Here is a 24,723-nt window from a genome sequence, read left to right as displayed (position 1 = left end):
GGCATGAGTCCTACTGACACTATATGGCAATGGTGTCATTTAAGCTCTCTCGCTGACTATTTTTCGAGCAGTACATATTGATCAGGAGTTCATGATGCATACGGGACATTCCACGCTGCGCAAAACCGCCGAATCCGATTCAGTTGCGCCGATATCGATGAAACCGCAAGGCGATTTAAAATCCCTCCACCCTTTAATCACTCGTACTCCCAATCTGCGTGATACTGATGAAGCAGCTCTACGTCAGTCATTGCGCAATTATTTTCTGGATACTTTCACGACTTACGAATCCCTATTTGAGTGTCTGGCCAACGATCAGGCTTTTTATGTTAAGCCGATTAATCTGCGTCATCCATTGATTTTTTATTTCGGCCATACAGCCACTTTTTTCGTTAATAAATTATTGCTAACCCGCATGATCAGCGAACGGATTAACGAGCGCTTTGAATCTATGTTCGCAGTGGGTGTAGATGAAATGAGTTGGGATGATCTCAATGATGGCAACTATCAATGGCCCACACCTGCGGAAGTAAAAGCCTATCGCGATCAGGTGCGCGCACGAGTATTGGATCTTATTGATCATGCGCCGCTGCAAATGCCGGTTGATTGGAATAACCCTTGGTGGGCGATCATCATGGGCATTGAGCACGAGCGGATTCATTTGGAAACATCTTCAGTATTGATTCGCCAACATAAACTTGACTACGTAAAAAATTCAACCAATTGGAAACCCTGCCGCTCTACGGGCACTGCACCGAAAAACAGTTTAGTTAAAGTAATGGCAGGGCAGGTGCGTTTAGCAAAAGATAAAAACGATGCGTTTTACGGCTGGGATAACGAATACGGTGTACATAAAGCCGAAGTGCCCGCATTTGAAGCAGCGACTTTTTTAGTAAGCAATCATGAGTTTTTGCAATTTGTAGAAGCGGGTGGCTATTTAAATTCTCATAATTGGGAAGAAGAAGGTAAAGGCTGGCTCGCATTTACCAAAGCACAGCATCCAACATTCTGGGTGAAAAAAACCAATGGCTGGTATTTGCGTTTAATGACTGAAGAAGTTGTCATGCCCTGGGACTGGCCGGTAGAAGTGAACTATCACGAAGCCAAAGCTTTTTGTAATTGGAAAAAATCCGAAACGGGTTTGCCGGTGCGCCTGCCCACTGAAAATGAGTGGTATCGTATTTATGATGTGTCCGGTGCAAATGAAGTCGGCAAAGATAAAGCGGCGGCGAATATTCATCTTGACCACTTTGCCTCGTCTTGCCCGGTCAATAAATTTGCGCAAGGTGATTTTTATGATGTGGTCGGCAATGTATGGCAATGGACTGAAACACCCATTTATCCTTTTGATGGATTTGAAGTTCACGCCATTTACGATGACTTCACCACACCTACCTTCGACGAGCGCCACAATTTAATCAAAGGCGGCTCATGGATTTCCTGCGGCAATGAAACACTACGCTCATCGCGCTACGCTTTCCGTCGCCACTTTTTCCAACATGCGGGCTTCCGTTATGTTGTCTCTGGAGAAATAAAACCTGTGCCCAGCTCCCATTACGAAACCGATAAATTAATGTCTGAATACGCTGAATTTCACTATGGCGATGAATATTTCGGCGTAACCAATTTCTCTAAAGCCCTGGTTGATTTGGCGGTGCAAGAGTTGCGCGATAAACCCAAAATAAAAGCGCTGGATTTAGGTTGTGCCTCTGGGCGCGCCACGTTTGAGTTAGCGCGCTATTTTGATCATGTTACAGGTATCGATTTTTCTGCGCGTTTTATCGGCCAAGGCGTGCAGCTCGCCAACAGCGAGACCCTACGCTACACATTGGTTGATGAAGGCGAATTGATTTCCTACAAATCTCGTTCACTCAGCGATCTTGGTTTGAATGAATTCAAACAAAAAGTTGAATTCTCCCAAGGTGATGCCTGTAACCTTAAACCTCAATTCACTGGCTACGATTTTATCCTCGCCGCCAATTTAATCGACCGCCTCTACAGCCCGGCGAAATTCCTCGGGAATATTCATGAACGCTTGAATATCGGCGGTGTGTTTATGCTCACATCGCCCTACACCTGGCTAACCGACCACACTCCACGCGAAGAATGGATCGGCGGTTTCAAAAAAGACGGTGAGAGTTTTACAACGCTGGATGGTTTGCAAGCGCACTTGAAAGCGCACTTCCGTTTAATCAAAGGCCCGCATGAAGTCCCGTTTGTGATTCGCGAGACCAAGCGGAAATTTCAGCATACAGTTTCTGAGGTTACGTTTTGGGAGCGCATTGGTTAGTTTTACGGCTAACCTACCTGACAAAATCAGACACAACTATTGCTATCCTTAGCTGACTCAAATCAGCTAAGGAGCAACAATGAAAACCCAATATTACACTGCCTCAAGTCTCGATGGTTTTATTGCCACCGACGATCATTCCATTGATTGGTTATTCCCACTTGCGGATATCAACCAATCCAGCTACCCGCAATTCATCGAACAAATCGGCGCTATTGCTATGGGGTTAGGAACCTATGAGTGGTTACTGCGCAATGCCGATGCGGTAATGGCCGAGATGGGATCGCCTTGGCCTTACGCCCAGCCAGTTTGGGTGTTTAGCCATCGGACATTACCTGCAATTGCCGGCGCCGATATTCATTATGTACAAGGCGATGTGCGCGAACTCCATGCACAAATGTGCTCTGCCGCTGCAGGTAAAAATATTTGGATCGCTGGCGGCGGTGAACTTGCCGTGCAGTTTTATGATGCGGGTTTGTTAGATGAAATGATTATCCAGATCGGCTCGGTTACACTTGGCAGCGGTAGACCTGTGTTTCCCCGTAAAGTATTAAGCCCCGCGTTTAAATTAAGGTCTGCGCAGCACATGGGTGAGGGGATGGTGGAGTTGCGGTATGACGTCGAATCTTTGTAAGAACGCTACTTTTAGAACAACAGAGTGTCGTTTATTTGCTAGTATCCACAGCCAGCACTTCAGCAGAATACTGATTAATTATCAAATATGGAGATACAGTTAATGAAATTTTATAGGGGCATACCCGTTGTAGTTGTTTCTGCATTGTTCAGCGCTTGTGGCGGTGGAGGGGGGGGTGGATCAAAAAATCCAGATGATAACCCCAATCCTGTAATACCCGCCGCACATGTCTCTCTACAAATAAAAACAGAAAAATTACAGCTTGCGGTGAGTGAAGGTGATAAGTATCCGGTCATTATTGAGGGTACTTGGAGTGCAAGTAATATTGGTAATAAAGCCGTCTACATCAAGGTGATTGATAATCAGAAAAATACCCTTGACTCTGCAGTGATACATGCTGCCGATGATCGCAATTTTAAACTGGATACCTTCACCAATCATAAATTAGTAGCAGGAGATTATACGTCTTCGCTCTCGTTTATAGCTTGTAAGGATATAAATTGCACTGGTCAATTTGCATCTTCTAGTTCAGAGTTGGCTATCAATTTGCGTGTCGCAAAAGTTCCGGAGTGGCAAACCCATCAGGCTAATGCGCTACACAATGGTTACGTTCCGATTTATGTCGATACCAGTAATTTTACGAAATTATGGGAGTGGCAGCGTGAACCATCGAATGAACCCATTGGCGGAATTAATGCACCCGCAGCCGGCAAGGGTGTTGTATACGTTTCTACCGATGTTTATTTTGGGGATGCTGCCGTTATTGCTCTGGATGAGAAAAAAGGTTCAGAATTGTGGCGGGTTTCTTTTGGCAATATGCCTGCATTGAATCCACCTGCACTTAACGATAAAAGTTTATTTATTGCCACCTCTGGACACGAAAATACCAAACTGTGGAGTATTAACCGACAAGATGGCAAGTTGCAATTCCAGTCAAGTTTTTCATCGCAGTGGGGGCACTACTTGGCTCCCACGGCAAGTGGGGACTTGGTCGTCCAAACTGGTGGCTATTATGGTGGGTCTGTTACAGCGTTTTCTGCAGAAACTGGTGCGAGACTTTGGGATTCTTCTGCAGCGACTTCTTGGGGGATGGATTCGGTCGCAATTGGTGAAAAACATGTTTATGCCCACAGCGGATCAAAATTAACTGTAATTGATAAACAGACCGGAAAGACAATAGCAACTATTGATGACCCCTTTGGGAACTCCAGTTACGACTATCACGGCGCCCCAGTTGTTGGTAGTAGAGGCAATGTTCTGGCTTTCAGTGGTGGTGGATTTAGTGGTCGCGCGAGCAGTAATGTTGAGCAATATGAAGATAGAGTGATATCCAGTTTTGATACCCTGAATAATAAGTACGAATGGACATCAGCCTTTTCCTATAAGCCTTTTTTTGCTGTAGGCAACGGAGTTGTTTATGCCGGGAAAAATAATCCGGTAGCTATTGATGCGATAGACGAAACAACTGGAAAAGTCCTGTGGAGCTGGACTCCTCCGTCAACTAGTGACAATAGTTTCCATCGTAATATTGTTCTGACGAACAACTTGCTTTTTGTTAGTACCAATTCGCGAATCTATGCTTTAGATATCCAAACAAAAAAGTCGGTTTGGCAATATGACGCTCCCGGTATGATCACTATTACCGATAATCGCTCTCTTATTCTCGCTGTTGGCGCAAGAGAGAGCACTGGCAGTCTGATCGCTTTCGATTTGCAGTCAAAATAACGATACTCTCAAAGCCTACGCAGTTAACAGTGAGTCAGCTGTGTGGGCTTTCGTCCGCGTAGGTTCGAGGATTTATAATTTTTTTCATGTTTTTTTCGCCACACAAGATCACATCTTCAATTACCATATCCCCACATCGCATAGGTTGGTCGGCCTATATTACTTACTGCACATAACCGCTTCACGAACAGGTGAGGGGATGGTGGAGTTGCAGTATTCTGTTCATCCAGCGAATAATTCTTAGAGGAATCTAATAAATGGTGGCGGGCTATAAAATAAGTACCAATAAATCCGACTTGGATTTCAATGTTATCCACTCTTTTATTTCAAACACCTACTGGGCAAAAGGAATGCCCGCTGAAACCATGCAAAAAGCGATTGATCATGCGATGTGCTTCGGCGTATTCACTGACCAAAACGAGCAAGTTGGCTTTGCTCGGGTGATTACCGATACCGCAACCTTTGCCTATCTTTCAGATGTGTTTATTCTGGATGCCCATCGAGATAAGGGTTTGAGTAAGTGGTTAATGGAGGAAATTGTTGCGCACCCGGACCTGCAAAATCTGCGACGCTTTGTATTAGTCACCAAAGATGCGCATGGCTTGTACGAGCAATTCGGATTCGGTGCTATTTCTCATCCCGATAATTTTATGGAAAAGTGGGTTCCTGATATCTATCAACGCTAAGTTGAAACCATGCTGGCATAACCTTAATCTAGCCAATAAATATCAATTATTTGTTCATACCCTTATTACTAACACGGAGACGTTTGAAATGAGCGAGACAGTTCTTGGTTTGAACGGCAAGCCTCGTTGCAAATGGTGTGCGGCGGCGCCGGAATTTTTGGATTATCACGATAAAGAGTGGGGCTTTCCTGTAGCGGATGATATCCGTTTATTTGAAAAGCTTTGTCTTGAAGGTTTTCAATCTGGCTTAAGCTGGCGCACCATTCTTGCCAAACGCGAGAATTTTCGTGCGGCATTTTCCCAATTCGATTTTAATAAAGTGGCCAAATTTACTGAGCGAGATATTGACCGTTTATTGCAAGACGAAGGCATCGTTCGTCATCGCGGGAAAATTGAAGCAGTCATTAATAACGCCAAGTGTTTACAAGAGCTGATTAAACGCGAAGGTTCTTTTGCCACCTTTATCTGGCGTTACGAACCAAAGAATGATCAGTTAGCGGAGCCTCAAACAGTATCTACATCCAGTGTGTCGGTAGCTTTATCGAAAGAATTGAAAAAACAAGGCTGGAAGTTTGTCGGGCCGACAACGGTATATGCTTTTATGCAGGCGATGGGGTTGATTAATGATCATCATCAGGATTGTGTTACGCGAGCCAAGGTGGAGCAAGCGAGGAAGAAATTCAAGCGCCCTTAATTACTTTGGGTAACCAAAAAGATTAACAAGATCGAAGGAGATACGAATAATGACATTGTTAAAAGTTAATGGTTGGTTGGTATGTATTGCAGCACTCTTGCATTTGGGAATTATTATGGGCGGTGAAGATTGGTATCGTTTTTTTGGCGCTGGAGAAGCAATGGCTACTATGAGTGAACAGGGGTTGTGGTATCCCGCTATTGTTACTGCTGGTATTACGACAGTGCTTTTTGTGTGGTCTGCTTACGCTTTTTCTGGTGCAGGAATAATTCGGCCGCTACCATTTTTAAAAACTGCTTTGTTATTAATCGGCATTGTTTTTTTATTGCGTGGACTGGTTGCAGTGCCGTTATTATTTATGGCTGATTCGCCTTATATGGCTGAGCTTAAAGATAAAATGAGTTTTATGCTGGTGACCTCGGCGCTGTGTTTATTTCTCGCCGTTGGTTATCTTCGGGGTTTTTGGTTGCTTTATCGTGAGTGTATGTATTCAAGGTATGTGGACAAAAGATGATATTTAATTTTGATCAGGAAATTTCACGGGAAAATACCGCTTCGGTAAAGTTTGATGGCCGGCAGCAGTACTTTGGAACTACAGATGTAACCCCTTTATGGGTAGCTGATATGGATTTTGCGGTGCCTGATTGTGTAACACGCGCACTGCAAGAGCGAATTAATCACCCGGTACTCGGTTATACGCTTTATCCCGACAGTATTTACCAATCGATTATTGATTGGTTTCAGCGTCGTCATCAGTGGAATATTGAGCGCGATTGGATTTTGATGGCGCCTGGAATAGTGCCGTCATTATTTGCCGCGGTGCAGGCATTTGCTAAAGAAGGTGAGGGCGTAATTGTTCAATCACCGGTGTATTTTCCTTTCTTTTCGGCAGTCACTACCAATCATCGCCAGTTGATTAACAATCCACTGCGCGAAGTGAATGGCCGCTATGAAATAGACTTTGAACATTTAGAGACATGCGCAAAACAGGGTGCGCGTTTATTTCTGTTATGCACACCGCACAATCCCGTTGGTCGGGTTTGGAGCGAAGCTGAATTACAGCAAGTGTTAGATATTGGCCGCCGCTATGATTTAACGATTCTCTCTGACGATATTCACTGCGATTTAATTTACTCCGGCGTTAAGCACACTATGCTTGGCCGCTTGGCACAACCAGGCGATAAGATTATTACTGCAATTGCGCCTAATAAAACCTTCAATATTCCCGGCTTGGGGTTGTCGGCATTAGTGATTCCCGATGAGCAGCAACGCACGGCGATGAAAAAAATATTTGAATCGCTACACATGGGCAATCACAACCCGCTTAGCATCACCGCATTTGAAGCGGCTTATCGTGAAGGTGATGCATGGTTGGATGCGCTTATGCAGTATTTGGAAGCGACGCGGGATTTCGCACAGGATTTTATCGCGCGAGAAATTCCACAACTAAAACTGATAAAACCGGAAGCCACTTATTTATTGTGGTTAGATTGCCGCGCGCTAGGCATGAGCGATGCCCGGCTGCGCGATTTTTTCGTCCATCAATGTAAGTTGGGGATGAACCCCGGCAGTGTGTTTGGTGAGGGCGGCAGCGGTTTTATGCGGATGAATATAGGCACAACCAAAGCTAGAATTGCGTCCGCGTTAGCGGCCATCAAACAAGGTGTGGCGGGTTTAACCAAATAGAGGATGGTCGGTTTTCGCTAGCTGATTCCCTTAAGGTTTAGGTTTTGGTTGTTTTTTGGTCAGTTTTGGATGGAAGTTTTGCTGACTTCAGGTACAATCCGCCCACTTTTTTAAGCCCTCCCTTTGTACCAGCACTTTCACGAGCCACTATGACTGTAAATACCTTCGACCCGTCACAAACCACTACCTTGGATGCTCCGGCCAAATCGCTCGCCAGCCAACCGCTGATCGCCAGCAGTAAGGGCAATACCATTGGTTTTGTGTCGCTCGGCTGCCCTAAAAATCTGGTGGATTCCGAGCGAATCCTCACCCAGCTGCGCATGGAAGGCTACAACATTGTGCCCACCTACAACGATGCCGATATGGTGATCGTAAATACCTGTGGTTTTATCGATTCTGCCGTGCAGGAGTCTTTAGGGGCAATTGGTGAAGCGCTGGCAGAAAATGGCAAAGTATTGGTGACAGGCTGTTTGGGTGCCAAGAAGGATGAAATTATCCAGATTCACCCGAATGTGCTTGGCGTTACTGGCGCTCACGCATATGAAGAGGTGCTGTCGCAAGTTCATGAACACCTACCGCCCAGCCCAACCCATAACCCCTTTACCGATCTGGTGCCGCCTCAGGGCATTAAACTGACTCCGCGCCACTACGCTTACCTCAAAATATCGGAAGGTTGTAATCACTCCTGTAGCTTCTGCATCATCCCCGACATGCGTGGCAAGCTGGTTAGCCGCCCCATTGGCCAAGTGTTGGGTGAAGCCGAGCGCTTGGTGAAAGCTGGTGTAAAAGAGCTGCTGGTGATCTCACAGGATACCTCGGCCTACGGCGTTGATATCAAACACCGCACCGATTTCTGGGATGGTCGCCCGCTTAAAACCGATATGTACCAGCTTGCGGCTGCTCTGGGCGAGCTGGGTGTTTGGGTGCGTTTGCACTACGTCTATCCTTATCTTCACGTGGACAACGTAATGCCGTTAATGGCCGCCGGTAAGGTGCTGCCGTATTTGGATATCCCATTTCAGCATGCCAGCCCAACCCTGTTGCGCAAAATGCGTCGCCCGGGTCAAGTTGAGCGGACCCTGGAGCGTATTAAGAGCTGGCGTGAACAAGTGCCTAACCTGACTATTCGCTCAACCTTTATTGTCGGCTTCCCCGGTGAGACCGAAGAGGATTTCCAGCAGTTGCTCGATTTCCTCAAAGAAGCGCAATTGGATCGTGTTGGCTGCTTCCAGTACTCACCGGTTGAGGGTGCAAAAGCTAACGATTTGCCCGATCATGTGCCTGATGACGTGAAGCAAGAGCGTTACGACCGCTTTATGCAGTTGCAACAAGCCATCTCGACTGAGCGCCTGAAGCAAAAAGTAGGGCAGACTTTGCAGGTATTGATCGATGAAGTGGATGAAGAAGGCGCGATTGGTCGCAGTTTTGCGGACGCACCGGAGATCGATGGCTGCGTTTACCTGAATGGCGAAGAAAATGTAAAACCCGGCGATTTGATTAATGTATTGATTGAGCACTCGGATGAATACGATCTCTGGGGCACTAAAGTTTAATAATTTAAGCCCCTGATTGGAAAAATCCCCCATTTGCACATGCACTGGGGGATTTTTTTATGGTCTACTCTATATTCAACAGACAAAATCGAGATGCCCAATGAGTGAAATTCAGCACTTAACCAATGAACAGCGGTTTGTTATTGCGCATGAAGGCGAGGAGGCAGTGCTAGCCTATCGTTTATTTAACAATGGTGAAAAATCGGCGATTGATTTTACCAGCACCTTTGTTCCACCCGAATTTCGAGGTAAAGGTTTTGCTGAAAAATTAGTGCGTGCCGGTATTTAGTGGGCGCAAGACCAAGGTTATGAAATGCATGCGAGCTGTTGGTATGCCGCAAAATTTATTCGCAAATGAAAATGGTAAATCAGAACAAGGAGTTTGAATGAAAAGAATACACGGTTTTACCCTGATCGAAATCATGGTGGTGGTCGCCATTATCGCAATTCTGGCATTGATGGCTTTACCATCGCCAGACCCTGCCATAGCGCGCAAGCAAGTGGTTGAATCTATGGAGTTGGTTGAGGATTACAAAAAGCTGGTTGCTTTTTATCACAAAAGTACGCAGGTTTTTCTAAAAGATAATAAAGAAGCCGGTATGCCCGCTGCAGATAAATTATTGGGCAATTATGTAGACCGTATCGATTTAAAAGACGGCGCTTTTCATCTCCATTTTGGCAATAAAGCCCATGGCAACATTAAAAATAAAACCCTGAGTATTCAACCCATAATGGTCAAGGGGTCACCCGAAAGCCCCATTTCCTGGATTTGCGGTAAAGCAGCCGTGCCTGACGGCATGCAAGCCGCAGGTGAAAATAAAACGGACTTGGAGCTTAAAGATTTACCACTGACGTGCCGGATTTGATTTGATGAAAAAACTTCTGCAGTAAAACTATTTACTCAAGACTGGAGGGTAATTCGATGACGTTATTAATATCTCCGCGTACTCAAGATATAGGTTTTACAGTAAAACGATTACTGCCTTCACGTTTGCGGCAACGTGTTGGCCCGTTTATTTTTGTCGATCATATGGGGCCTGCGCAGTTTGAACCCGGCACTACAGCAGGTGATGTTCGCCAGCATCCGCACATAGGTTTGGCAACGGTGACTTACCTATTTTCCGGCGCGATGATGCATAAAGATAGCTTAGGTGTTCATCAACGCATTGAACCGGGTGCGATTAACTTAATGACAGCGGGCAGTGGAATTGTACATTCCGAGCGTTTGCCTGAGGATGTGCGAGAGCAAAATACAGTTGTTGAAGGTATGCAATTATGGTTGGCGTTACCCACAGAGGTTGAAGACTGTGAACCGTCTTTTGCGCATTATGGAGCGGAGGAAATTCCATCTGTCAATTTGGCCACTTTGAGTGCGCAAGTCTTGATTGGAAAAGCATTTGATGTCGAGTCACCGGTGAAAACTGCGAGTGTCACAACCTATATTGATTTCGCTTTGGGGGCTGGTGCGAAATATGTCCCGAATTTTCCACAGCAAGAATTAGCGATTTATGTGGCACAGGGCAATGTGACTGTAAACGGTGAAGAGGTGCCGGAGTTTCATCTGGCAGTGTTGAGCGAAAACGATGTCATTGAAACTGTTAGTGGTGCACGTATTTTATTACTTGGCGGTGAGCCTTTAGTAGGTGAGCGATATATTCACTGGAATTTTGTTTCGTCGTCGCGCGATAAACTAAAAGCTGCTGGTGAGCGTTGGACGAATGGCGGTTTTGCGATGGTGCCGGGTGAAACGGACTGGATTCCCTTGCCGGTATAACAATATTTATTTGGAGCCTGGGGGCGTCATATAAAGTTCTCTGCGTTGATTTTATAAATATCTTCAGTTTCCGATGGGCCAGGACGGTTTTAGCTTTAATTTCAGCGACAAACGGTGATGCAACTATTCCGTCTTTATCATTAGCCAAGACACAGTCATCAAAGCGCAAACCGATGGCTTTTTAATGATTTGCAAGTGCACGTTATTTCAGGTAAACCACAAATGTGTATCGTCAGCACTGTTTTGGCATAGGTATTCGGCTGATTGTTTGCAGGGCTTATGGCTCCAACAGCCGCGCTAATCTTGCAGTTACCTATAGTTCGAGCCTAGAACGCCGTGGCGGGAAATGTGATGCGTGTTTTGGGAGCCTGTCTAAAAGTGCACGCTTTTGAGTCGGCAATGTTGCGCCTCTCACCATGTTGCTGCGATTGCTAATTTTACACGTTGAACTTAATAGAAATTATCTTATGATGACTGCTGCCAATAATGTGTAATGACGTGTAGCGGAAGCTGCATACAAGCGATGAGATATGCGATATGCCTGATGTGTTAAAATTAAAGTCTTGGATGTGTAGTGGTTTTTCTCTTGCAATAGCACTATCGCTTAGCAGCTTGGCCACAGTAAGTTTGGCGCAATCGCAGCAGAGTGAGGCCAGTCTGCGCAGCCAAACTACAACATCGGTTGTATCTCAGACGAACTCTTCTGTCGCTTTTAGTTCTTCTGGCGCAGCCAGTTCAACAGCTGCATCGATCTCAGTTTTATCGGAAGTGATTGATGCGAGTATGGATACTGCTTCGGCTAGTACATATTCAAGTGTCTCTGTAACTGTTAGTAGCAGCGCCTTTAGTGAATTAGTAGCAACTGAATCGTCGGATGCGGCTAAATCCAAGGCAGGGCAGTTATCTTCAGAGCTATCAAGTTCTGTATCAATTAGGTCGGCAGCATCGAGTGAGGCGAGCAGCTCCAGCATAAGTTCTGCGCAAGATTTAACTGCGCCAACTGCGTCCAATATCGACGCAGTATCCAATGAAACCAGCGATAAGTCGCCAGTCGAGCCCCTGTCCTTTTCCAAGTTTCTGTTAGGGCGTGAAGTAAAGCCCAATAGCTCGGTGCGTTTAACCTGGAATTCAGAAACCGCAGTAGGTGGTTTTAGTGAAAAGACGCCCGTGCTGGTTGTTAATGGCGCAACACCGGGAAAAACCTTGTGTATGACGGCGGCCATTCATGGCGATGAATTAAATGGCATTGAAATGATTCGCCGGGTAATTTTTAATATTGATCCAGCCAAATTGACCGGCACTATTATTGGTGTGCCGGTCGCTAATATTATGGGTTTCCGCCGCAACTCCCGTTATCTCCCCGACCGCCGCGATTGGAATCGTTATTTCCCCGGTAATACTCACGGCAGTTCTGCATCGCGTTTGGCGCATTCCTTTTTTAGTCAAATTATTTTGCAGTGCGATGCATTAATCGATTTACATACGGGCTCTTTTCATCGCACCAATTTGCCGCAATTGCGCGCCGATTTATCGGATGAAAGTGTCGCGCGACTTGCACAGAATTTCGGTGTCATTGCCGTATTAAACGGCCGCGGTAATCCTAACTCATTGCGCGCAGCGGCGGTGCGTGCAGGCATTCCTGCGATAACACTTGAAGCTGGTGAGCCGATGGCCATGCAAAGTGATGTGGTCGAGGAGGGTGTAAATGCTATTAATACTTTACTTGCGAAAACAGGTATGTACGGCAAAAAACCGCGCTGGACTCGTATCGCCCCAGTCTATTATCGCTCAGCCTGGGTTCGCGCGAATCAGAGTGGAATTTTGTTTAGCAAAGCAGCGCTGGGTCAACGCGTAAAAGAAGAAGAAATTCTCGGCACCGTTACCGATCCCATCACCAATGCCCGCACCACAATCCGATCGCCTTACAACGGCAGAATTATCGGCATGGCTTTGGATCAAGTTGTGCTGCCTGGTTTTGCCGCTTATCACATAGGAATACAAACACCAGAAGCAATTCTGATTGAAGAGAGTCAGCTTAACAGCGAAGCATCCGAAGAGGATGAAGAGGACGGTGACGATTCAGGCGTGGATTCAACCGATGAAATGGGTGAGCCAGAAACAGGGGTGAGTAAGGCTCAAGATAGAATGGCAGATGAGTGATTTGAGCTTGATGATTAGGTCAATAACCTATGAATAAACTTCCACTCATCTTCCATCACCGGCTGCGTCGACAACCGACTCTGTTTCACCAATACCATATTTTCCAATTTTGGCTGCGCTTTGATTTCTGCTAAAGAAATCAAACGTGGGAACACTTTGGTGAGTTTGATATCCACCGAAACCCAGCGGGGATTTTCCGGTGTGGATTTCGGGTCGTAATAATCGCTTTCGGGATTAAATTGGGTGGGGTCGGGGTAGGCGGTTTTTACCACTGTGGCGGTGCCGACTATACCGACATTTTTGCAGCTGCTGTGATAAATAAATACTTCATCATTTAATGCAACTTGATCGCGCAAAAAATTACGGGCTTGGTAATTGCGGATGCCATCCCAGCGGCCGGTTTTATTCGGCTCAGCCGCGAGATGATCGATGCCGTAAATGTGCAGCTCCGCTTTGAATAGCCAGAAATTTTTTGCCATCACTCACACTCTCATTAATTTCGGGTTCTTACACCTACAGCCACGCACTTAACCGCTGTGCCGTCTCTTCGCTGATTAATTCCAAACTAATTTTGCGTTTATCTACGTCGACATCTTTAACTAAGACAAACACTTTTTCATCGAGTTTGTAGGTGTTGCCTTCAATGGTGAGACTCAAGCGGCGCGAATCAAATTGCGCTTTGATGTCGCTCTCTTTCGGCGCAAGCAGGGCGTAGCCTTCCAGACCCCAATCATCCATTTTTACCCCAACACCAAATGAATTAACCAAACCGATGCTGGCAGGGTGAACGCTGCCTATATGCTGTTTGGCGTATTGGCAACCGAGCCAAGACTCAGCATAGCGGCACGCTTGGCGACCGTTGTTCAATTGGTTTTGCAATTGCTCGGCAAATTGTTTTTTGTCGCCCACATCTTCTGCGGGCAAACCGCGCAAAATTCGTTTAATGGCGAGATGATTGAACAAATCGTTATAGCGACGAATCGGTGAGGTCACCATCGCGTAGGCTTTGAAACCTAAACCAAAATGCGGGATAGGATCGAAGGTGAGTGAGCCAGCTTGCAACATGCGCTGTAAGAGCGACTGCAAACTGGCGTTGACGGGATTGCCGCTAGGGTTGTTACGCAGTTCGCTAAACAGCCGTTGAAAATTTTCCAGCTGGGTTAAATCGCCGATAGTTAAATCTGGGCGATCCTCTTGAATCAATGCTACTGCATCATTGACGCGCTCTGGGCGGAAACCAACATGGCTGGAAAAAATACCGTAACCCGGGTGTTGTAAAAATAATTCACCCGCGCAAAGGTTAGTGACCAACATGGCTTCTTCAATCATGCGATGGGCAATATTGCGTTCGCGTTTTTCAATGTGATCAATTTTGCGTTGGTCGTTGAGAATAAAGGAATAGTCTGGGCGCTCTTCCATCACCAATGCATGGGTTTGACGATACTGCGCGCGCGCTTGGGCGAAGTCTTTTAATTCGACCAGCATGTCGTGGATGTGAGCCGGTGCAGCCAGGGGCGAATCGCCGGTGCTCATCAGCGCGTCGAACACGCCTTGGTAGCTTAGTTTGAAATGCGAGCGAATTTGTGCTTCGACAAACTCAAAGGCGCTGATAGTGCCATCGCGCAAAATTTGCATTTTGCACACTAATGCCGGACGCTTTTGTTCCGGCACTAATGAATAGGTGTCGTGGGACAAATCTACCGGCAACATAGTGACCGTTTGGCCAAGCAAATAAATGGTGCTCGCCCGTGCGCGTGCCGACTGTTCGAGCGGGCTATCAAAACTGATATGTTTGCTTGGATCGGCAATGGCGGTGATTAATTCCCAGCCCTTGTCATTGGGGGCGATATAAATGGCATCATCCATATCGCGGGTATTTTCAGAATCAATGGTTACAAAGGGCAGGTGGGTTAAATCCAGCTCGCCATTATCGAAGGTGAGTGGCGACCAATTAATCCCGCCAGCCTGATTTTGCGCCGCGGGTTGCCATTCAAAGGGGATTTGAAACTTGGCAATGCTGTAGCGGCTTTCAACACCTGGCTCTTCCAAAGTGCCAATGCGGTTGAGAATATGAATTTGGGTTTTGCCTTCACTATTGAATGGATGGCGCGACACTTCACAGTGAATTAAATCGCCGACTTTGTAACCTTTGCGCTCTTGCGGCGGGATGAATAACCAGCGATTGAAATTGTTTACATCCGGTTCCACAAAATCGGTGGTGCCTTTATTGACATAGCGGCCGACAAATTCTGTTAAGCCGGGTTGAATCAATTTGATCAGCTTTGCTTCAAACTGGCCTTTACTGTTAGTGGTGATTTCCGCTTCGACACGATCTTCCGGCAATACACGCATCATTTGGTCGGGGTCGATAAACGCTTCGCGGCCATCGTCGAGAATGAGAAAACCAAAGCGTTTTGTGGTGGTACGCACCAGACCTTGTGCGACATCTTTGGTTACCGCGATAGCGGACTTTAATTGAGCGAGCTGCTGCAGGGCATCTTTATTGAGCATGTAATACAACTTTTAGGTAAGGATTATGGGGCGATTATAGCCGGATTTATCCTGCTATTGCGCAAATAAGGGGCGGCTACTTTTTTTCACGGTATAGGCTTTACTGATTGATGAGCATGGTGTTTTTGACTGTAGCCAGCGTCAGCAGGTTACAATCACCAACTGCTTAGCGTTTGTTTTTATTGGGATTCTTAATAAGGGTTATTTTTTGGACACAGTCACTATTAACCATATTTTGCTTGTAGGGGCGTTGCTGGTTGCGGCGAGTATCTTGCTGAGCTCTATTTCTACCCGTGTCGGTGTGCCTATTCTGGTGATTTTTCTCGCGGTGGGAATGGTCGCCGGTGTCGATGGTCCCGGTGGCATTGTATTTAACGATTACTCAACCGCGTATCTGGTAAGTAACTTGGCACTGGCTATTATTTTGCTCGATGGTGGTATGCGCACCCGCGTGGCGACCTTTAGGGTGGCGCTTTGGCCTGCACTATCGCTGGCAACCCTAGGGGTGATGATTACGGCAGGGCTTACCGGAATTGCCGCGGCTTGGCTGTTTAATTTATCGCTACTGGAGGGATTGTTAATTGGCGCCATTGTCGGTTCTACCGATGCCGCCGTGGTGTTTAATCTACTCAATGGCAAAGGGTTGAATGACCGTGTGGGTTCTACTCTAGAGATTGAGTCGGGCAGCAATGACCCCATGGCGATGTTTTTGACTGTCACCTTGATTGCCATGTTGGTGGCAGGTGAAACCAGTTTTGGTTGGGGAGTGCTCGGCAGTTTTGTTCAACAATTCGGCATAGGTATTGCGCTGGGGCTCGGCGGCGGTTGGCTACTGTTACAACTGATTAATCATCTGTCGATTGCCGGTGGTTTGTATCCGCTGCTAGCGGTTAGCGGTGGAATTATGCTTTACGCACTGTCCAGCGCAATTGGCGGCAGCGGTATTCTGACGGTCTATGTATGCGGGTTATTAATCGGCAATCGCCCGATCCGCAACCGTCACGGCATTTTGCATATGTTTGACGGCCTTGCCTGGTTAAGTCAGATAGGTATGTTCTTGGTGCTCGGATTATTACTGACTCCCAGTGAGCTGTTACCGATTGCGGTGCCAGCACTATTGCTATCGCTATGGATGATTTTGTTTGCGCGTCCTCTGTCTGTTTTTATCGGTTTATTGCCCTTTCCCAGTTTTAACTGGAAGGAGCGAACGTTTATTTCCTGGGTGGGGTTGCGCGGTGCCGTGCCGGTCATTCTCGCTGTATTTCCCTTGATGGCAGGGTTAGATAATGCACAATTATTTTTTAATGTAGCCTTCTTTATAGTATTGGTGTCGCTGCTGGTGCAGGGCACTACTTTAAGTTGGGCCGCCAAAAAAGCCAGGGTGGTGGTGCCTGCGGTGCCTTCGCCCTTTTCCCGCGCTGGCCTTGAAATTCATGTCACCAGCCAGTGGGAACTGTTTATTTATAAACTGGGGGCAGAAAAGTGGTGCATAGGTGCAGCGCTGCGTGAATTGCATATGCCGGAAAATACCCGTATTGCCGCGTTATTTCGCAATAAAGAATTATTTCACCCATCGGGCAGCACCCGCCTTATGGCAGGCGATATTCTCTGTGTGATCGGGCACGAGCAGGATTTGCCTGCGCTCGGCAAACTGTTTAGTGAGGCGCCCAAGCGCACACTGGATTTAAGTTTCTTTGGCGATTTTATTATTCAGGGCGATGCTGAGCTGCGCGATTTGGCAATGCTCTATGCGCTAGACATGAAAGGATACGAAGAGCATAAAACTCTTGGCGAGCTGATTACGCAAATGGTGGGGGGCAAGCCGGTGGTGGGTGACCAAAGCGAATGGAGCGGAATGGTATGGACAATTGCTGAGGTAGAAGGCAACCGCGTGCGCAAAATTGGGGTGAAACCATCCACTAAAAAGAGCACATCTATCAGCGAGTATTGAATACCATGATTAATCTAATGGAGCCGTCTTTATGGCGAACACAAGCGTTTATCAACGGCGTATGGTGCAATGCTCGCGCGCAAAAAACCTTTGCGGTAGAAAATCCCGCGACCGGTGAAATTATTGCGCAGGTTGCTGATGTGGGTGTTGCTGAAACGCGCGAAGCAATTACTGCGGCGGCGCAAGCACAGCTTGATTGGGCGCAAAAAACAGCGGCTGAACGCAGTCAACTTTTGCGCAGCTGGTTTAATTTAGTGATGCACCATCAGGAGGACCTTGCGCAAATTCTTACGCTTGAGCAGGGCAAACCACTGGCGGAAGCGCGCGGCGAGATTGCCTATGGTGCAAGTTATATCGAGTGGTTTGCCGAGGAAGCCAAGCGCATCTACGGTGATGTGATTGCACCGCCCAGTGCCGATCAGCGCATTTTGGTGATCAAACAACCCGTTGGCGTGGTTGCAGCGATAACACCGTGGAATTTCCCCTGTGCCATGCTCGCGCGCAAAATTGCGCCTGCGTTAGCAGCAGGTTGCACTATTGTGGCTAAACCCGCCGCTGAAACCCCTTTGTCCGCATTGGCTTTGGCGTTTCTCGCCCAACAAGCGGGAATTCCGGCTGGTGTGATTAATGTTGTTACTGGAACGGATTCCGCCGCAATTGGCGCTGAGTTAACTGAAAATACGTTAGTGCGAAAGTTGTCGTTTACGGGTTCAACGGCGGTAGGCAAACAATTAATTCAACAATGTGCTGCCGATGTAAAACGCATCACGTTGGAATTGGGTGGCAATGCGCCTTTTATCGTATTTGACGATGCCGATTTGGATGCAGCTGTAGCGGGTGCCATGGCCTCAAAATTTCGCAATGCGGGGCAGACCTGTGTCTGTGCTAATCGTTTTTATGTTCATCGCCCGGTTTATGCGTTATTCAGCGAAAAACTCACCTTGATGATGCAGTCGCTATTGGTGGGAAATGGAGCTGAAGCAAACACAACAATCGGCCCACTTATTTCCTTAAAAGCAATCAAAAAAGTTCAAGCATTGGTAGATGATGCAATCGCACAGGGTGCGCGTATCGCGTATCAAACCAAGCTTGAAATAACCCAGCAAGGATACTTTTATCCACCCACTTTATTGCTGGATGTCGCTGCTGATTCGGCCTTAACCCAGCAGGAAATCTTTGGCCCGGTAGCCGCGTTGATCCCATTTGATACAGAAGAAGACGCTATTCAGCTAGCAAACAATACCGAAGTTGGTTTGGCTGCGTATTGTTATACACGCGACGCCAAACGAATAAAAAATCTATCGGATAAGTTAGAAACAGGTATGGTGGGAATCAATACCGGCCTTATCTCTAATGCGATGGCCCCGTTTGGCGGTATTAAACAATCTGGCTGGGGCAGGGAGGGTTCACATTATGGTATTGATGATTATGTGAACATAAAATATTTGTGTGAGCGTTTTTAAATCATCCCTTGTTGTTTACTTCAGTGTCCATCAAATCCATTTTTACTATTTACCGCTTCAAAGCCTACCCATAGCAAATTTCTAAATCGTTACTAGACTTGATGTATCAGTTTATATATCTGATATACCTATAAAAAATTAACGATGAGGTTTGCCATGTTTGGCTGGTATCAAAGTTTGAGTCTGCGCTGGAAGCTTATGCTTCCACTGCTTCTGCTGGTGGCCTTGGTGTTGTATATGGGCTTGCATGCTATAGGCACAAGTAAAGTGCTGGGTGGCAATGCCGCCACTATTGCCAAGGTGAATTTACCCGAAATCCAACTACTTATTCAGGCTGATAGAGATTTGTATCAATCTATGCTTGCGGAGCGTGCGCTGCTGCAACTCGATAGCGCTACACATCAGGATTTGTTTACTGAGCAAAGTGATAACGCCAAGCAAGCGCAGGACCGTGTCTATCAATCACTCGACCTATCTAAAACTTCCACTCCAGCCGAACGCGAAGAATTTACCCGGCGCTATAACGTCTGGAAAGCCCAGTCTACCGAAGTCATAAACGCAATACGTTTGTCTGATGATGCGAGTCGCACAAAGGCTCAGCAACAATCTTACGGTAGTGCCGCGCAAGCCTTTGAACATGTGCGTAATTATATCGATGAGCTTCAAGAAAAACGCTTGGTAGAGGTAGATCAGTTCACTGTTGAGATTGATAAAAATCAAGAGAGCAGCTCTGCCCAATTACTTGCTCTGGTGGTAATTGGCACTTTGGTAAGCTTATCTGCAGCTTGGTTTTTACCTATGTTAGTTGCTAATCAAGTGCGCCAAATTAGTAATAGAATTCAAAATATCGCCGAAGGGGATGGTGATCTCACTGTTCGTTTACCAGTGAATTCCAATGATGAGTTGGGCGAGCTCGCGTCCCACGTCAATCATTTTATCGAAAAGTTGCAGCGCATTATTGGCGGCGTTTTAGTTAACGCGGCAGAAGTGTCCAAGGCGGCAGAATCGTTGTTGGTTGTGTCGAGTAATAGCCAGCGAGCGGCTGATGATCAAGTCCATGCGATTACAATGGTAGTGACTGCGGTCAACGAGTTGACTATGGCGATTCAAGAAGTTGCCCGTAATACCAGCAATACTGCGCAGAATACTAAAGAGGCAACCACGATTACTGATCGCGGGCAAGAGCGTATACATCTTGCAGTTGAGGGCGTTAAAAAGCTTGCTGTGCGAATTAGTGAAACGGCGGAGTTTATGTCGCGGTTGGAAAGCGAGGCTAAAAATGTAACTTCAGTAATTGATGTTATTCGCAGTGTTGCCGAACAAACCAATTTGTTAGCGCTAAATGCTGCTATTGAAGCGGCGCGCGCTGGTGAACAAGGGCGCGGCTTTGCGGTAGTTGCAGATGAGGTTCGAACGCTGGCTAGCCGTACCCAGCAATCAACCACTGATATTCATGGCATGTTGAGTCAGTTGCAGCAAGGAGTACAACATGCCGTTGATGCGATGGGCAGCAGTGCCACTATGACATCTGATGCGGTGACTTCAGCTGCTGAAGCGGGACAATCCTTAACGGGTATTGGCTCTGCGGTTAAACAAATCTCTGATATGACATTGCAAATCGCTACCGCTGCCGAAGAGCAAAGCTCGGTCACTTCGGAAATTGATAAAAACTTGGTTCAGATTAATTCACTTGCGATGAATACTGCCGAGGGAGCTGCAAAAACAGCGGTGGAGAGTCAGCGCTTGAACGAGCTGTCGATTCAATTGCGACAACTGCTGATGCAATTCAAAGTGTGATGGGTAAACTTGGTTTTACAAAAAAACCGGATAACACATCCGGTTTTTTCTGAGCGATAGTTCCCTCGGGCAGGCTAAAGCGGGAGCTGTGTCGTAAACTTTACTTGTTTTAAGGCAAATGCCGAATTGATTGAACCAATGTTTGGTAGGTGAATTAAAGTTTCTTTCATTAGACGTTCGTAGTGCTCAACACTTTCTACTACAACTCGCAATACATAATCTTTTTCGCCGCTGGTTGAGTAGCATTCAACCACTTCAGGAATTGCCTGTACCATCCCTTCAAACGCTTCGAGTGAGCTGGCGTCATGATTTTTTATGGTGATGTAAGCGTGAACTGTCACCCCTAAGTTAAGTAGTTTAGGGTCAAGTAAGGTGACTTTGCCGCGAATTACCCCTTCCACTTCTAATCGTTTAAGTCTACGCCAGCAAGGCGTATGCGAAAGGCCGATCATATTGCCCAAATCTGCCATAGAGTAATCGGCATTTTCCTGGAGAGCACGCAAGATCTTGCGATCATATTCATCGAGTTCGACTGACTTGGCCATAAGGGTAGTAATCCTGAATAGCTTGATTGATATTCAGGCATTCTAGGATGAAAATATTAATATGACAATAAATTGAGGATGCATTTAACAGTAATCACCCATTTGGTTGGGGTATATATTAAAAAAAGTCACCTCATGGGGCTTTTATAGGAAGAAGCTCAACCGGCATATTGTGATTGAGGTCATGGGCGTGTATCGTAACGCCTCTTTTGTTGGGCATTTTGTGCCGTGTTCGAGGACAAGGGTTTAACTACTTGACCCGATAAAAATAATGCTGAGGAGCAATCCGAGATGAGAGTGATATTGTTGGGCGCGCCCGGCGCAGGTAAGGGTACTCAGGCGCAACTGATCATGGAGAAGTTTGGTATTCCGCAGATCTCCACTGGCGATATGTTACGTGCTGCGGTAAAAGCGGGAACTTCTTTGGGCTTGCAAGCAAAAGATATTATGGCTGCAGGTGGTTTGGTGCCGGATGATCTGATCATTTCTCTGGTAAAAGAGCGCATCGCTTCCAGTGATTGCACGAATGGTTTTTTGTTTGACGGTTTTCCGCGCACTATTCCGCAGGCGCAAGCAATGTTAGATGCTGGTGTCGACATTGATCATGTGATTGAAATTCATGTGCCGGACGAAGAAATTGTGGCTCGCTTGAGCGGTCGCCGTGTTCACGAAGCTTCTGGACGTGTGTATCACGTGATTCACAATGCGCCAAAGGTTGCCGGCCATGATGACCTGACCGGTGAGCCATTAATCCAGCGTCCTGACGATACCGAAGAAACTGTTCGTAAGCGCTTAGGCGTATATCATGACCAGACTGAGCCTTTGGTTGGTTTTTATCAGACGCTGGCGGCTTCGGGCAATACCAAGGTACCTGTATATACCCGTATTAGCGGCATTGGCAGTGTTGATTCCATCCGCCAGCAATTGCTGACTGTTTTGGGCTAAGCTGTTTTGGTTAAGCAAACACTCCAGCAAAAATAGGCTCTACGGAGCCTATTTTTTTGCCCGGTGATTTTCATCCACCCACTCAATTTTTTTAGTTTTATGAGCCTGATTTTCGCCCTCGATTCCTCAACTGATGCCTGTTCAGTTGCACTCAATGCAGATGGCAAGTTGGATGCCCGTTTCGAACTGGCCGCAAAGAGCCATACCCAGCGGTTACTGCCCATGGTGGATGAGCTGTTACAACACAACAAACTCACATTATCTAGCCTTGATGCAATAGCCTTTGGGCGTGGCCCGGGTTCCTTTACTGGTTTGCGTATCTGCATGGGCATAGTGCAGGGCTTGGCATTTGGTGCTCAGCTACCTGTAATTCCGGTATCAACTCTTGAAGCTATGGCGCTGGGTTATTATCGCGCTAATCCTGAAGCGAATTTGCCGGTACTGGTAGCCTTGGATGCGCGTATGGATGAAGTCTACTGGGGCTTATATATCCGTTCAGGTGACTTGGTGTCCGCACTCAGTGATGAGTTCGTGATGAAACCCGAGTTCCTCTCCGAGCAAGACGTTATTCAGTCGTTAGCCGGGAAATTCGTTGCTGTTGGCCCAGGCTGGCATTACCCTGCCATGCAGCAGTTGGCTGCTTCTACCATAGTGGTCGATGCCCAGCCGCGGGCGGAAGACATGGCCTTGATCGCTGCGCAAATCTGGTCCTCTGGTGGCGCAGTCAACGTGCTTGACGCTGAACCTGTTTATTTGCGCGATACTATCTCTTGGCAGAAGCGCCAGCGCATTCGTAACCCCAACTAGATCTTGTGAGTTTATTATGTCCGCCTCTTGCTCCATGGTTGATTTCAACGCCGGTTTACTCGATTTTTTACGTGCGTCACCAACGCCATTTCATGCGACTCAGAATATCGCGGCACAATTATTAGCTGCTGGTTTTATTCCTTTGCAAGAAGGCGAGTTGTGGCAGCTTGAGCCAGGCAATCGCTATCTGGTTACCCGTAATGATTCATCGATCATCGCGTTTGTGTACGGCAAAATGCCGCTGTTGGAAACGGGTATTCGGATGCTGGGCGCCCACACTGATAGCCCTTGCCTCAAAGTGAAACCGCGCGCTGAGCTTAATCGCCGTGGATATTTTCAGTTAGGGGTAGAGGTTTATGGCGGTGTTTTACTGGCCCCTTGGTATGACCGGGATTTATCAATGGCGGGGCGGGTTAGCTATCGCGATCAGCATGATCAAGTGGTTAGCGCGCTAGTGGATTTTGAAACACCGGTCGCTGTGGTGCCGAGCCTTGCCATACATTTGGATCGCGATGCTAACAAGGCGCGCTCTATCAACGCGCAAAAAGATATAGCGCCATTGCTTCTGCAGTTACCTGCTGAAGATGCAGTAATGCCGGATTTTCGTGAACTGCTGCAAGCAGAGCTTTTGCGCAAGCAGCCGCAGCTGGCGGTTAAACAAGTGCTTGACTATGAAATCAGCCTTTACGATACCCAACCACCGGCGATGATTGGTTTGGGGCAAGACTTCATCGCCAGTGCACGATTAGATAATTTATTGAGCTGTTTCATTGGCTTACAAGCATTACTTGAAGCAGATGATCAAGTAACAAGTCTGTTGATTTGCACCGATCACGAAGAAGTTGGCAGCGCCTCATGTTGTGGTGCCAAAGGCCCTATGCTGCAACAGTTTCTTGAGCGGCTGCTGCCAGATGTTGAGTCGCGCGTGCGCGTGATTGATCGCTCTATGATGATCTCGGCTGACAATGCCCACGGCATACATCCTAACTTTATGGATAGGCACGATGAAAACCATGGTCCGCTGCTGAATCGCGGTCCGGTTATCAAAGTAAATGCCAATCAACGTTATGCCACAACCAGTGAAACCAGTGCTTTCTTTCGTTTGTTGTGCGAAAAAGCAGATGTTCCTGTGCAAACGTTTGTGGCGCGTACCGATATGGGCTGTGGTAGCACGATCGGCCCGGTAGTCGCTTCAGAGGTAGGCGTTAAAACTATTGACGTAGGCGCGCCTACATTTGGCATGCATTCTATCCGCGAACTGGCTGGCGCCAGCGACGGCTGGTATCTCTACAAAGCAGTGGTAGAGTTTTTTACCTATGCAAAACCTCCAATCGCATTGGTTGCTGGAACCTAAAAATCGGTTGAAGCAACTCGAGCAAGCATTTTTGGCTAAGCGGTAAGATTCGGCTGACGAAAGTGTATTTGCTCGCAGTTAGCTTGTGACTTAGTGCTAATACTGACGACAAGGTCGCCCCTCGATGGCGCAGGCTGTTTATACTCTC

21 protein-coding genes are annotated in these 24,723 nt (G+C 46.9%); 18 read left to right on the top strand and 3 right to left on the bottom strand.

Translation table 11 applies throughout. From position 1 onward, the window contains the following. Positions 1 to 94 precede the first annotated feature (94 nt). The 12 genes from ovoA to AWU77_RS08955 all read left to right on the top strand — a co-directional run bounded on the left by ovoA (position 95) and on the right by AWU77_RS08955 (position 13,202). The gene (gene ovoA / locus AWU77_RS09010) at positions 95 to 2,290 is read left to right on the top strand and encodes a 5-histidylcysteine sulfoxide synthase (protein ID WP_084618224.1); all 2,196 of its coding nucleotides are present in this window, start codon (positions 95 to 97) and stop codon (positions 2,288 to 2,290) included. A 79-nt stretch (positions 2,291 to 2,369) separates the two neighbouring features. Then, the gene (locus tag AWU77_RS09005) at positions 2,370 to 2,924 is read left to right on the top strand and encodes a dihydrofolate reductase family protein (RefSeq protein ID WP_062062008.1); all 555 of its coding nucleotides are present in this window, start codon (positions 2,370 to 2,372) and stop codon (positions 2,922 to 2,924) included. Between the two features lie 102 nt (positions 2,925 to 3,026). Beyond that, positions 3,027 to 4,649: a PQQ-binding-like beta-propeller repeat protein gene (locus AWU77_RS09000; protein ID WP_062062006.1), complete on the top strand. Its 1,623-nt coding sequence runs from the start codon at positions 3,027 to 3,029 to the stop codon at positions 4,647 to 4,649. 350 nt (positions 4,650 to 4,999) lie between these two features. Next, the gene (locus AWU77_RS08995) at positions 5,000 to 5,335 is read left to right on the top strand and encodes a GNAT family N-acetyltransferase (RefSeq protein WP_238582360.1); all 336 of its coding nucleotides are present in this window, start codon (positions 5,000 to 5,002) and stop codon (positions 5,333 to 5,335) included. Positions 5,336 to 5,423: 88 nt separating this feature from the next. After that, positions 5,424 to 6,029, top strand: a complete 606-nt coding sequence (locus tag AWU77_RS08990) for a DNA-3-methyladenine glycosylase I (protein WP_062062004.1) — start codon at positions 5,424 to 5,426, stop codon at positions 6,027 to 6,029. 49 nt (positions 6,030 to 6,078) lie between these two features. After that, complete coding sequence (locus AWU77_RS08985) at positions 6,079 to 6,543, top strand: hypothetical protein (protein WP_062062000.1); 465 nt, start codon at positions 6,079 to 6,081, stop codon at positions 6,541 to 6,543. Beyond that, positions 6,540 to 7,715, top strand: a complete 1,176-nt coding sequence (locus AWU77_RS08980; protein ID WP_062061997.1) for a MalY/PatB family protein — start codon at positions 6,540 to 6,542, stop codon at positions 7,713 to 7,715. The genes AWU77_RS08985 and AWU77_RS08980 overlap by 4 nt, the downstream gene beginning before the upstream one ends. A 149-nt stretch (positions 7,716 to 7,864) precedes the next feature. After that, a complete protein-coding gene (rimO, locus tag AWU77_RS08975) occupies positions 7,865 to 9,268 on the top strand; it encodes a 30S ribosomal protein S12 methylthiotransferase RimO (protein ID WP_062061994.1) in 1,404 nt (467 codons plus the stop codon). 16 nt (positions 9,269 to 9,284) lie between these two features. After that, on the top strand, positions 9,285 to 9,557 hold the full coding sequence (locus AWU77_RS08970) for a GNAT family N-acetyltransferase (RefSeq protein ID WP_339367053.1): 273 nt from the start codon (positions 9,285 to 9,287) through the stop codon (positions 9,555 to 9,557). Positions 9,558 to 9,654: 97 nt separating this feature from the next. Next, positions 9,655 to 10,134 (top strand): prepilin-type N-terminal cleavage/methylation domain-containing protein, encoded by a 480-nt coding sequence (locus AWU77_RS08965; RefSeq protein ID WP_062061991.1) that lies wholly within the window; start codon positions 9,655 to 9,657, stop codon positions 10,132 to 10,134. Positions 10,135 to 10,190: 56 nt separating this feature from the next. Further along, on the top strand, positions 10,191 to 11,042 hold the full coding sequence (locus AWU77_RS08960) for a pirin family protein (protein WP_062061987.1): 852 nt from the start codon (positions 10,191 to 10,193) through the stop codon (positions 11,040 to 11,042). A gap of 537 nt (positions 11,043 to 11,579) precedes the next feature. Continuing rightward, the gene (locus AWU77_RS08955; protein ID WP_062061984.1) at positions 11,580 to 13,202 is read left to right on the top strand and encodes a succinylglutamate desuccinylase/aspartoacylase family protein; all 1,623 of its coding nucleotides are present in this window, start codon (positions 11,580 to 11,582) and stop codon (positions 13,200 to 13,202) included. 14 nt (positions 13,203 to 13,216) lie between these two features. Here AWU77_RS08955 and AWU77_RS08950 read toward each other — a convergent pair whose 3' ends face one another. Both AWU77_RS08950 and AWU77_RS08945 read right to left on the bottom strand, forming a co-directional pair. Further along, complete coding sequence (locus AWU77_RS08950; protein WP_062061981.1) at positions 13,217 to 13,681, bottom strand: EVE domain-containing protein; 465 nt, start codon at positions 13,679 to 13,681, stop codon at positions 13,217 to 13,219. Positions 13,682 to 13,715: 34 nt separating this feature from the next. Continuing rightward, on the bottom strand, positions 13,716 to 15,713 hold the full coding sequence (locus tag AWU77_RS08945; protein WP_062061977.1) for a VacB/RNase II family 3'-5' exoribonuclease: 1,998 nt from the start codon (positions 15,711 to 15,713) through the stop codon (positions 13,716 to 13,718). Positions 15,714 to 15,921: 208 nt separating this feature from the next. Between AWU77_RS08945 and AWU77_RS08940 the strand changes: the two genes are divergently transcribed. The 3 genes from AWU77_RS08940 (at position 15,922) to AWU77_RS08930 (ending at position 20,924) form a co-directional block, all read left to right on the top strand. Further along, positions 15,922 to 17,664, top strand: a complete 1,743-nt coding sequence (locus AWU77_RS08940; RefSeq protein ID WP_062061974.1) for a potassium/proton antiporter — start codon at positions 15,922 to 15,924, stop codon at positions 17,662 to 17,664. A 5-nt stretch (positions 17,665 to 17,669) separates the two neighbouring features. Further along, complete coding sequence (locus AWU77_RS08935; protein WP_062061971.1) at positions 17,670 to 19,127, top strand: NAD-dependent succinate-semialdehyde dehydrogenase; 1,458 nt, start codon at positions 17,670 to 17,672, stop codon at positions 19,125 to 19,127. Between the two features lie 198 nt (positions 19,128 to 19,325). Next, positions 19,326 to 20,924 (top strand): methyl-accepting chemotaxis protein, encoded by a 1,599-nt coding sequence (locus AWU77_RS08930; RefSeq protein WP_238582358.1) that lies wholly within the window; start codon positions 19,326 to 19,328, stop codon positions 20,922 to 20,924. Between the two features lie 74 nt (positions 20,925 to 20,998). Here AWU77_RS08930 and AWU77_RS08925 read toward each other — a convergent pair whose 3' ends face one another. Continuing rightward, on the bottom strand, positions 20,999 to 21,469 hold the full coding sequence (locus AWU77_RS08925; RefSeq protein ID WP_062061957.1) for an Lrp/AsnC family transcriptional regulator: 471 nt from the start codon (positions 21,467 to 21,469) through the stop codon (positions 20,999 to 21,001). 291 nt (positions 21,470 to 21,760) lie between these two features. Here AWU77_RS08925 and adk point away from each other — a divergent pair, with 291 nt between their 5' ends. The 3 genes from adk to AWU77_RS08910 all read left to right on the top strand — a co-directional run bounded on the left by adk (position 21,761) and on the right by AWU77_RS08910 (position 24,575). Continuing rightward, positions 21,761 to 22,414 carry an adenylate kinase gene (gene adk / locus AWU77_RS08920; RefSeq protein WP_062061954.1) on the top strand — a complete coding sequence of 218 codons (654 nt, stop codon included), beginning with the start codon at positions 21,761 to 21,763 and terminating at the stop codon, positions 22,412 to 22,414. A 99-nt stretch (positions 22,415 to 22,513) separates the two neighbouring features. Continuing rightward, entirely contained in the window at positions 22,514 to 23,221 is a 708-nt protein-coding gene (gene tsaB, locus AWU77_RS08915) for a tRNA (adenosine(37)-N6)-threonylcarbamoyltransferase complex dimerization subunit type 1 TsaB (RefSeq protein WP_062062177.1), read from the top strand. 16 nt (positions 23,222 to 23,237) lie between these two features. Continuing rightward, complete coding sequence (locus AWU77_RS08910; RefSeq protein WP_238582357.1) at positions 23,238 to 24,575, top strand: M18 family aminopeptidase; 1,338 nt, start codon at positions 23,238 to 23,240, stop codon at positions 24,573 to 24,575. Positions 24,576 to 24,723 lie beyond the last annotated feature (148 nt).

It is taken from the genome of Cellvibrio sp. OA-2007, from assembly GCF_000953825.1.
Taxonomy (GTDB): Bacteria; Pseudomonadota; Gammaproteobacteria; order Pseudomonadales; family Cellvibrionaceae; genus Cellvibrio.
Note: the sequence above shows the minus strand (reverse complement) of the source record. Positions and strands in the feature narration are given on the sequence as shown.